Source organism: Streptomyces phyllanthi (assembly GCF_009377205.1).
GTDB classification, from domain to species: domain Bacteria; phylum Actinomycetota; class Actinomycetes; order Streptomycetales; family Streptomycetaceae; genus Streptomyces; species Streptomyces phyllanthi.
The window spans coordinates 22463-33148 of record NZ_VJZE01000055.1 but is presented as its reverse complement, the minus strand read 5'-3'; the positions used below and the strand labels follow the sequence as shown (position 1 = coordinate 33148).

The 10686-nt window shown below is 73.3% G+C and carries 6 protein-coding genes; 4 read left to right on the top strand and 2 right to left on the bottom strand.

All coding sequences use genetic code 11. From position 1 onward, the window contains the following. Positions 1-74 precede the first annotated feature (74 nt). Positions 75-1394, bottom strand: a complete 1320-nt coding sequence (locus FNH04_RS11320; RefSeq protein WP_152783056.1) for an MFS transporter — start codon at positions 1392-1394, stop codon at positions 75-77. A gap of 172 nt (positions 1395-1566) precedes the next feature. Between FNH04_RS11320 and FNH04_RS11315 the strand changes: the two genes are divergently transcribed. The 4 genes from FNH04_RS11315 to FNH04_RS11300 all read left to right on the top strand — a co-directional run bounded on the left by FNH04_RS11315 (position 1567) and on the right by FNH04_RS11300 (position 9793). Then, positions 1567-2271 carry a GntR family transcriptional regulator gene (locus tag FNH04_RS11315; protein WP_152783054.1) on the top strand — a complete coding sequence of 235 codons (705 nt, stop codon included), beginning with the start codon at positions 1567-1569 and terminating at the stop codon, positions 2269-2271. Between the two features lie 203 nt (positions 2272-2474). Next, complete coding sequence (locus FNH04_RS11310) at positions 2475-4001, top strand: hypothetical protein (protein ID WP_322722922.1); 1527 nt, start codon at positions 2475-2477, stop codon at positions 3999-4001. Between the two features lie 196 nt (positions 4002-4197). Further along, positions 4198-5076 (top strand): hypothetical protein, encoded by an 879-nt coding sequence (locus FNH04_RS11305; protein ID WP_322722921.1) that lies wholly within the window; start codon positions 4198-4200, stop codon positions 5074-5076. Between the two features lie 40 nt (positions 5077-5116). Further along, positions 5117-9793, top strand: coding sequence for a hypothetical protein (locus FNH04_RS11300; protein WP_152783048.1), 4677 nt, complete (start codon positions 5117-5119; stop codon positions 9791-9793). 216 nt (positions 9794-10009) lie between these two features. On the opposite strand, the gene FNH04_RS11295 is transcribed toward FNH04_RS11300, so the two are convergent. Next, positions 10010-10675 (bottom strand): hypothetical protein, encoded by a 666-nt coding sequence (locus FNH04_RS11295; protein ID WP_386574404.1) that lies wholly within the window; start codon positions 10673-10675, stop codon positions 10010-10012. Positions 10676-10686 lie beyond the last annotated feature (11 nt).

The window sequence follows — 10686 nt, the reverse complement described above, 5'->3', positions numbered from 1 at the left end:
GCTCTGGGTGGCGTGGACCGCGGGGTGGTCGTGGGTGGCGAGGGCCACAGGGTGGTCCTGAGTCGTGATGTGGTTCACACGAGCTCCTTCCCGCGTGTCTCCGGAAGCCCCAGCAGCGCGAGCGCCGCCAGACCGTAGCCGATCGCGCCGAACACCAGCGCACCGCCCACACCCCAGCTGTCGGCCAGGAAGCCCACCGTGGTGGGGAAGACGGCGCCCACGGCGCGGCCGGTGTTGTACGTGAAGCCCTGCCCCGTGCCGCGCACGGCCGACGGGTACAGCTCGCTGAGGAACGAGCCGAAGCCGCTGAAGATGGCCGACATGCAGAACCCGAGCGGGAAACCGAGCACCAGGACAAGGGTGTTGGCGCCGCTGGGAATGTTCGCGTACGCCAGGATGCACAGCGCCGACAGGACCGCGAAGAGCCAGATGTTCCGCCTGCGGCCCAGCCGGTCGGTGAGGTAGCCGCCGGTGAGATAGCCGATGAAGGCACCCGAGATCAGGAAGGTGAGGTACCCGCCGGTGCCGACGACGGACAGCTCGCGCTCCGTCTTCAGGTACGTGGGCACCCAGGTGGCCAGCGTGTAGTAGCCGCCCTGGACACCGGTGGACAGCAGCACCGCGAAGACCGTGGTCCGCAGCATGCCCGGTGCGCCGGCCGAGCCCGGCTTGAAGATCGCTTTGAACGAGCCCTTCTCGCTGCTCTTCTCGCGCGCGGCAGCCGCCTCGGGCGCGTCCTTGACCTGGCGGCGCACCCACACGACGAGCAGGGCGGGCAGCGCGCCCGTCCAGAACATCACGCGCCAGGCGATGTCCTCGTCCAGGAGCTGGAAGACCAGCGTGTAGACGATCACGGCGAGGCCCCAGCCGACGGCCCAGGAGCTCTGGATCGCGCCGAGCGTCCTGCCCCGGTGCTTCGCGCTCGCGTACTCGGCGACCAGGATCGCGCCGACCGCCCACTCACCGCCGAAACCGAGTCCCTGGAGGGCGCGGAAGACCAGCAGCGTCTCGTAGTTGGGCGCGAAGCCGCAGGCGACGGTGAAGACCGCGTACGTCGCCACGGTGATCATCAGAGCTTTGACGCGCCCGATGCGGTCCGCGAGCACGCCCGCGGCCGCTCCGCCGATCGCCGAGACGACCAGGGTGACCGTGGTGAACAGGCCCGTCTGGCCGCTGTCCAGTCCGAAGTAGGCCGCCAGGGCCACCATGCTCAGCGGCAGCGTGAAGTAGTCGTACGAGTCGAGGGCGTAGCCGCCGAACGCGCCCGCGAAGGCGCGGCGGCCGCGCGGACCGAGCGCCCGCAGCCAGGCGAACGCGCCGTCCGCGGTGTCGGGTTCACCCGTCGTGGAGGGCGCGTCGGGAGTCTTGGCCTGAGAGGGAGGGGTCGTGCTCATGGGCACCTCGCAGTGAGGGACGAAGGGTGCGTGAGGAGTTGAGCCGTGCCGTGCGCAAGCCGCGGCGCCGGAGCGATTGCACGCGGCGCCTGCCAAGCAAGGTAGAGGATCGTTGAACGATCCCTCAATACCCATGTTGTTTCGTTCTTGTATCTGCGATTGAATTCCGGGCATGGCAGAACTGACGGGACTGGCCGACGACCGTGCGCTGTTGGGCCGAACCAGCACCGCCGAGCGGGTCTCGGACATCCTCCGCAGCCGGATCGCCGAGGGCTTCTTCCCGCCCGGGACACGGCTGTCCGAGGACAGCATCGGCGGCGCGCTCGGCGTCTCCCGCAACACGCTCCGCGAGGCGTTCCGCCTGCTCACTCATGAACGGCTGCTCGTGCACGAGCTCAACCGCGGGGTCTTCGTACGGGTGCTGACCGTCGACGACGTCGCGGACATCTACCGCACCCGGACCCTCGTCGAGTGCGCCGTCGTCCGCGGGCTCGGCGCACCGCCGTACGCCGTGGAGGGGCTCGCCAAAGCCGTCTCGGACGGGCAGGCGGCGGCACGCGAGGGTGACTGGAAAGGTGTGTCCACGGCCAATATCCACTTCCACCGGGAGCTGGTGGCGCTCGCCGGCAGCGAGCGCACCGACGAGGTGATGCGCAGCGTCTTCGCCGAACTCCGGCTCGCCTTCCATGTGGTGGACGACCCGCGGCGCCTGCACGAGCCGTATCTCGCGCGGAACCGGCAGATCCTGCAGACGCTGCAGGCGGGTGAGCGCGACGAGGCGGAGAGGCTGCTCGAGGTCTACCTCGCGGACTCGCTCAGGGGACTGGTCGAGGTGTACGGGCGGAGGGTGGCGGACGGGGCGCAGGGCGTCGGCTGAACGCGCCCCCTGGGGGCGCGGGACATCGGGCCGGGGCACGCCCCGCACGGGACGCAGGGCATCGGCCGGGGCACGCTGCCCAAAGGGCGCGGGGAGCCGCGCGAGCGACCACGTGGGCCCGCCCACGAAGCGCGACCCGCAGCCCCAGCCTCTCCCGGTGGAGCGTTACGGCACTGTCAGACCGAGGACCTAGTCTGTGCATCGTGACTTCACCCGCATCGACGGACAGCGTTCCGCCCCAGCTCAGCGCGGGGCCGCGCCCCGCTCCGGGCCCGGCCGCCGACGAGGGGCTGGCGCGGCGGCTGCGCGCGCTCGCCTGCACCGCTCCGCTGCACGACCTCGACGCGCGCAAGGCCAACCTCGCGGGTGAGTACTCGGTGTACGGGATGGCGGAGGTGGCGCTCGCCGCCATCGACCTGGTCACGCTGAACATGGACTTCGACACGGGCGCCGACCACGACCAGATCGTCGCCCGTCTCATCCCGCGCATCGCCGCCCAGGCCCCGCGGCGCCCCGTCGCCGAGCACGAGCGCGTGGCCCGCTGGGTCCTGGAGAACCTGATCAACGTCGGCAGCGTGGACCGCGGCTTCCGGGCCGTGTACGGCACGTTCGCCCCCGACGGCTCCTATGTGCGCCGCGACTACGACTTCAAGCTGATCGAGGAGGTCCCGGGCTACGGAGGAGGCGTCTACCTCCGTACCACCGACGAGGCCGTCAACGTCCTCGTGGGCGCCCTCGACACCGACGTCACCAGCGCCCAGATCGCCGCCGAGGTCAAGCTGGAGGTCCTGATCAGCCGCGGCCGCCTCGCCGACGCCCAACTGGCCGCCGAGCAGGCCCGCTACCGGACCGTGCAGTACTCGGAGACGCTGCGCAGGGCACTGGACGCCACCCGGCGGAACGTGAGGGCCGTGGACTGGCTCAACGCCGTCCCCGACATGATCGCCGAAGCCCTCGACCACGTCGCCGACCGCTACCGCCACGAGAACGCGATCCTCACGAACATCCGCAAGGCCCGCGACGAGTCCGAGGACCCCGAGCACAAGCGGCGCGCCGCCGAGCTGGTGGACATCGTGAAGGACTGCATCCGCCGGCATACGCAGTTGCAGTCCCGGTTGCTGGAAGCCGGCCCGCTTTTCCGCGCCGAGCAGGACCGCCAGGCCTTCGCCACACCCCTGACCACCTCGGGGATGGACCTGTACGGGCACCTGGTCGCGCCCGTCCTCCCGCTGCCCCTGGAGCAGGCGATCCGGGTCACGGACGCCTTCTTCGCGCGCGGGACGGGGCTGCGGACTCCGGCGTCCGTACGGATCGGGGACCTCGTCGACCTGTTGCTCACCCCGCCCGTGGAGCGGGAGCACCTCGGTGCGGAGATGCCCGAGCCGGATCTGATCGCCACGCCGGACGACAGCCGGTTCAGCGAGGAGCAGTTGGGTGCGGCGATGGAGTTGCTCGACCTGCCCGCGGACGCGCCCCGGCGGTTGTCCGGGCTGCTTGCCGAGGCGCGTCGGCACGATCCCGAACTGCCCTACCTGGTGGCGTTGTTGGCCGTGCACGCGGCCAGCCCGCCGGTCGGCACGGCTTATCGCCAGGGTGAGGAGAAGCTCCTGTTCGCCGTGGATGACGGGACCGAGCTGGACGATCCGGAGTTCGGCGGGGCGGATCTGATAGTGGGGACGGCTCTGCTCGACGCGGCGGGGATGGCGGCGGATCGAACGGAGGCGGCGTGAGAGCGCCGTCGAGCCGCGGGTCGTTGTTCGGCCGCGGGTCGTTCGTGGCTGGTCGCTCCCCCCAAGATCCCGGCTTCGCTCGAACAGGGGGGACCCCCATCGTGGCGGAGCCGCATATGTCACAGCCCCGCGCCCCTTACGGGGCACGCGCCCTCGCCCTCGTATGTCAGGTATCGCAGATCAAGGAGCCCCCATCGTGAACGAGCACGTCGAGTGGAGTGAGCCGGAGGCCGCCGTCGCTCCGGCGTCCGCCGCCGTCACCCCCGCCGACGCCGCCGACGCGGCGCGGCTCGTGGCGTTCGGGCTGCAGCCCAAGTTGCAGCCCGCGCGGGACCAGGAGTACGGGGAGCTGCTGCGGCGGTACCGGGAGGACCCACCGTTCGCGCGGCTCGCCGATGCCGTGGCCGCCGGGCTCGGGCTGATCGTGCTGGAGGTGTCCCCGCGCGCGGGGATGGCCGTCACGGCGGCGGAGGACTCCGTGTTCGCCGTGCGCATGGGGGACTACGCGCGTCGCACGTCGGCCGACTCGGCGGACCGGTTCCTGCACGGCCTGGCCCATCTCGCCGTCGCCGCCCTGGCGTTCCCGCGGCCCGAGGACCTCGCCGACGACGGGTACATCGGGCGCGTGTCGGTCAACGGCGTCGACGCCTTCGTACGGCAGGCCTGCCGACGGCTGGAGGAGCGGGCCGAGGAGCAGGGCGAGAACACCGACCCGGCCACCGACGCGCCCGGGCTGGAGGCCGCCTGGCGGATCTGGGTCAGACGCAGCTCCACCGGGGCCACCAAGGACGCGCGCAGACTGGCGGGTTCCACCACCGGCATCGTCGCCAAGGCGGTCGCGTTCCTCACCGACTCCGGGTTCCTGCAGCGCACGGGCGACGACAACGGCGGGACCTACCGGACGACCGCCCGCTACCAGCTCCAGGTGCGGGACATGGCGGGCAGCGCCGCCATGGCCGAGCTGCTGGAGCTGGGCGTCGTCCCGGTGACCGACGGCACGGCCACGCTGCTGCCCGCCGAGGACACCGACGACCTGGAGCTGGTGGCCGACGCCGGGCTGCCGTTCCACTCCTGACCGTACGAACCACCCTTACGACTGCGAGAGTTCCGCCGCCATGTACGAGCTGTCCCGGATCCGCCTCTACTCCATCGGGCCGGCCGGTGCGCGCTACGCCGACACCGTGCTGGACCTGCGGGGTGTGGGCCGGCCCGTGCCCGACCCCGCGCCCCAGCAGGCGGAGTTCTTCGAGGAGGAGCCCACCGGGCCGCCGCGCCGCCCGGCGCCCGCGGGCGTGCTCTTCCTGGAGAACGGCGGCGGCAAGTCGGTGCTGCTCAAGCTGATCTTCTCGGTGATGCTGCCGGGCCACCGGAACACGCTGGGCGGCGCCAGCTCCGGTGTGCTGCGGAAGTTCCTGCTCGCGGACGACTGCGGGCATGTCGCCCTGGAGTGGCAGCACACGCTGACCGGTGAGTGCGTCGTCGTCGGCAAGGTGAGCGAATGGCGGGGGCGGCAGGTCTCCAACGACCCGCGGAAGTTCGCCGAGGCCTGGTACTCCTTCCGGCCCGGACCCGGGCTGAGCCTGGACAACCTGCCCGTCGCCGAGTCCACTACCGTACGGCCGCCCGTCGAGGGGCAGTCGGGCGCGAAGGGGCGGCGCCGGACCATGAAGGGCTTCCGGGACGCGCTCATGGAGGCGGGCAAGGCGTACCCGTACCTCGAAGTGCACTGGGAGGAGATCCACGACCGCTGGAACGAGCATCTGACGGACCTCGGTCTCGACCCCGAACTCTTCCGCTACCAGCGGGAGATGAACGCCGACGAGGGCGAGGCCGCGGGACTCTTCGCGGTCAAGAAGGACTCCGACTTCACCGATCTGCTGCTGCGGGCCGTGACCGACACCCGGGACACCGACGGCCTCGCGGACCTGGTCGGCGGCTTCGGCAACAAGCTGGGCCGGCGTGCCGAGCTGATCGCCGAGCGGGACTTCACGGCGGGCTCCGTCGACCTGCTCGGCCGGATCGTGGAAGCGGCCGAGGCCAGGTCACGCGCGCGGGACATCCACGCCGGCGCCGAGCGGCGGACCCGGACGCTGGCCCGGCGCCTGTCCGCGAGAGCCGCGCAGGAGCGTCTGCGAGGCACCGACCTCGCCCAGCGGGTCACCGCCGCCGCGTACGCGGTCACGCACGCCGAGGGTGCCCGCGAGCGCACCGCGCTGATCGCGGCCGAACTCGCTTACCGGCACGCTTCGTTGGCGCTCGCCGGAGCCGAGAAGTCGGCCGCCGCGCAGAAGCGCGAGCTCGCCGACGCACGCACCCTGCACTCCGCCTGGCAGGCCGCCGAGGCCGTGCTCCGCCACCGTGCGGCCGCCGACCGGGTCGCGCGCGTGGCCGCCGCGATCCAGGAGGCCGAGCGGGACGCCGCCCCCGCGCTCGCCGCCCGCGCCAAGGCCGCCGTCGACCTCGTACGTGCCCTCCACGGCGCCGCCGAGAGCGCCGAGACGCTCGCGAACGAGGAGGAGGAGCGGTCCGGCGCGCTCCAGGAGGTGAGCGAGGCCGCGTACCGGGACTCGACGGCCGCCGCGACCGAAGCCCAGCGGGCCCGCAGTGAGGCCGGGCACCTGCGGCAGCGGCTCACCGAGGTCGAGCAGGAGACCGCCGAGGCCGTCCGCGCGGGCTGGCTCGACGACAGCGCGCCGGACGCCGATCCCGCGCGGGCCGCGCTCGCCGCGAGCGACGCCGAGAAGACGGCCGTCGCCGCCTGGGACACCGCGCGCGAGGCGTCCCGCCGCGCCTCCGAGCACGCACGGGAGGCGGCCTCCGCCGAGTCGCGGGCCGAGCTCACCGCGGCCCGCGCGGCGGACGCGGCAGCCGCCGCCGAGCGCGCGTACGACGGGGAGCGCCGCACCGCCGAGGCGCTGGCGGCGGAGGAACGGCTCGTGGAGCTGCTGGGCCTCGGCGGCGGCAAGGGCGCGCGCCCCGCGGTTCCGCGGCAGCGACGCGACGACACCACGGCGGCGGACCCCGTGGACACCGGCTCCCGGGCCACGGACGAAGGCTCCTCGGTTACGGACGAAGGGCCCCTCACCCCCGAAGAGCTGGACCGCTACGCCGACGAACTGCGTGAGCTGCTCGACGCGAACGTGGCCTCCACCGAGCGGCACCTCTTCGAGCTGCGGACCGCCGCCGCCGACGACGCCCGGATCCTCGGCGCCCTCGGTGACGGCGGGCTGCTGCCGCCGGGACCGGATGTGCTGGCCACCGTCGAGTTCCTCGGCGAGCACGGCATTCCCGCCCTGCCCGGCTGGCGCTACCTCGCCCAGGCCATCGACCCGGCCGACCACGCGCGCGTGCTGGCCGCGCGGCCGGAGCTCGTCGATGGCGTGATCATCACCGACCCGGCCACCCACGCCCGGGCCCGCCAGGCCCTCGCCGACGCCGCGCTGCTGCCCAGGTCCGCCGTGGCCGTGGGCACCGCCGCCGCACTCCTCGCACCCACCCCGGCCCTCGACGAGAACGAGGGCGACGTCTTCCTCGTCCCGCCGAACCCCGCCATGCACGACGAGCACGCCGCCGACGAGGAACGGCAGGCGCTGCGCGCCCGGGCGACCGAACGGGACGACGAGATCCGCGTGCTCGCCGCGCGCCTCGGCAAGGACCGGGAACTCGCCGCGCGGCTCGCCTCGTGGCGCACGGGCTGCCCCGCCGGACGACTCACCGAGCTCGCGACCGCGGCGCGGGAGACGCGCGCGTTCGCCGAGGAGTCCGAGGCCGAGCTCGCGGAGGCACGGACCGTACGGGCCGAGGCGGAGGAGGCCGCCTCCGAGGCCGCCCAGGTGCGCGACGAGCGGCAGGAGGCCGCACAGAAGGCCCGGCGCTCCGCCGACGCCCTCGCCGGACTCGCCTTCCGGCTGCGCGAGCGCTCCGGCTGGCAGGTCAAGCTGCGCGAACTCGCCGACGAGGCCGCCGAGTCGGAGGCCCGCGCCCAGATCTGCCTGGAGCGCGCCCGGGCCGCCGACGAGGACCGCCGTGGCGCCCAGCGCGCCGCCGACGACGCCCGCCGCACGGCGCGCGCCCTGCGTGCCGAGCGCGCCGAGATCGCGGGCGCTCCCGACGACGTACCGGACGACGGCACGGACACGCCGAAGTCGTCCCTGCCGGCCCTCCGCGAGGCGTACCGCGCCGCCTCCCAGGTGTACGAGAAGGTCGGCGTCGGTGCCGATCTGCGGGCCGAGCAGGCCCGGGCCGAGAGCGACGAGAGCGCCGCGCGTGCGGAACTGGACCGGCTCAGCAACAAGGTCCGCAACCGCGCCGAGCAGCTCCTCGAGTCCCCCGACGGCTCCGACGGGCCCTCCCGGCAGGCCGCCGCAGCCCGTGCCGAGGAGCTGGTGCAGCTCCTGGAGACCCGTATGTCCACCGCGAGCGAACAACTCGGGCGGCTGCGCGGCGAGGCCGAGCGGCACGCGCCCGAGGACGGCGAGGCGCACACCGAGCTGCCCGAGGAGCAGGTCCCGCGCGACGCCGAGCACGCCCAGGCGCTGCTGCGTACCGCCACCGCCGAACTCGCCTCCCGCACCGAGGCGTTGACCCAGGACCGTGAGGCCCACGCCGAGCTGCTGGAGGCCCATCGCGCCGCCGAGGACGCGGCCGGCGGCTTCGACGAGACGGCCGCCCTGCTCCGGGACCTCCTCCGTGAGCACGCGAGCGAGGGGGAGCAGGAACAGCCGGAGCCGTACCCCGGCAGCCTCGCCGAGGCCCGGGCGGCCGCCGCCGAGGCCCGTCGCTCGCTGCGCGGCTGCGCCTCCGACCTGTCCGCCGCCGAGGCCGCCGTACGCGAGGCGGGCGACGTCCTCGTACGGCACGCCAACTCCACACGCTACGAGCAGGTGCGCACGCCTGCCCGCCAGCAGATCCGTGAACTGCCCGCGTCCGCGCTGCCCGAGCACGCGCAGAAGTGGGCGGACGCCTTCGCGCCCCGGCTACGCGTCCTCACGGACGAGTTGGAGCAGCTGGAGCGCAACCGCGACTCGATCGTGGACCGGTTGCGGGGGCTGGTCGAGTCGGCGCTGGCCACCCTGCGGTCCGCCCAGCGGCTGTCCCGCCTGCCCGAGGGGCTCGGCGAGTGGTCAGGGCAGGAGTTCCTGCGCATCCGCTTCGAGGAGCCCGATCAGGCGACGCTCGTCGAACGGCTCGGTGAGGTCATCGACGATGCCACCCGCGCGGCCGTCAAGAAGAACTCCGACCTGCGGCGCGACGGTATGTCCCTACTGCTCAGAGGGGTCAGTGCCGCGCTCCAGCCGAAGGGTGTCGCCGTTGAGATCCTCAAGCCGGACGCCGTGCTGCGCGCCGAGCGCGTGCCCGTCGGGCAGATGGGGGACGTGTTCTCGGGCGGCCAGCTGCTCACGGCCGCCATCGCGCTGTACTGCACGATGGCGGCCCTGCGCTCCAACGACCGGGGCCGCGACAAGCACCGGCACGCGGGCACGCTGTTCCTCGACAACCCGATCGGGCGCGCGAACGCGACGTATCTGCTGGAGTTGCAGCGGGCCGTGTCGGACGCCCTCGGTGTCCAGCTCCTCTACACCACGGGCCTGTTCGACACGACCGCGCTGGCCGAGTTCCCGCTGGTGATCCGCCTGCGGAACGATGCGGATCTGCGTGCCGGGCTCAAGTACATCCGAGTGGAGGAACATCTCCGCCCGGGACTGCCGCAGCAGCCTCAGGCGGGGGAGGCCGTGCACAGCGAGATCACGGCGACGCGGATGTTCAAGCGGCCCGCGCCGAGCGCCCCGTAGACGCGCGGCAGTGGGGAACTGCGGGCCGCCCATGCCCGGTCGCGCAGTTCCCCGCGCCCCGAAGGGGCGCTCGACCCGCATCAGCAGGGGAAGTTGACCTCCCCGCCTGGCGCCGCGCTCACTCGGCCGCCGGAGAAGCGGTGGACGGGGGCGCGGAGGCGTCGGCAGCGGTCTCCATCCGGTGCTCGACCAGCACGCCCGTCCTGTGCCGCTGCCCTACGAGTGCGACAGCTGTCCGGCCCTGCCCTGCCGCCGGTGTATTCGCGCCTGGCTCCGCGCGGCCGCCCGTGCCTGCCGCCTGGCCCGGCGGCGCTCCCGGCGCAGGGCCCGGGCCGTACTGCTGGGCGCGGACACCACCCCGTTCCGCTGGTTCCACACCTGGCGCGTCACCCACACGTCCAGCGCGCCCCAGGTCGCCACGACCGTGCTGGCGACACTGCTGAGGACCATGGGGAAGGCCAGCCAGGAACCGGCCATCGTGCACAGGAACGCCACCATCGCCTGGACCAGTGTGACCGCGATGATGAGCACCGCTCGCACGGCCGCCGTCCGCACCGGATCCGGCATCCGCCGCTTCCGCGCGGGCTCCTCGACCCACAACGCCCGGTAGTTCGGCCGCTCTTCGGCACCACTGATCTCGTCACCACTGATCTCGTACGGAGATCGTGTCGTCCCGTGCTGCGTGCCTGCTGTCCCGTGCTGACCGTCCGTCTTCTCCCGCTGCCCGCCCGTTGTCTCCTGCCGTATGTCCGCCGTCCCGTGCTGCCGGGACGCGGTGCCCACCGGAATGCCCGGATCCGACCCGCGCTCCCGTCCGTCCTCCGCCTCGGATGTCGCCACGCCGCCCCCGGGCGCCGAGCGCCGCTCCGCCGTGCCCATCAACTCGTCACTCC

What these genes read in the sequence shown, in the direction of transcription:
- FNH04_RS11320 (WP_152783056.1), bottom strand. Translation starts at nt 1,394, where the DNA reads ATGAGCACGACCCCTCCCTCTCAGGCCAAGACTCCCGACGCGCCCTCC.
- FNH04_RS11315 (WP_152783054.1), top strand. Translation starts at nt 1,567, where the DNA reads ATGGCAGAACTGACGGGACTGGCCGACGACCGTGCGCTGTTGGGCCGA.
- FNH04_RS11300 (WP_152783048.1), top strand. Translation starts at nt 5,117, where the DNA reads ATGTACGAGCTGTCCCGGATCCGCCTCTACTCCATCGGGCCGGCCGGT.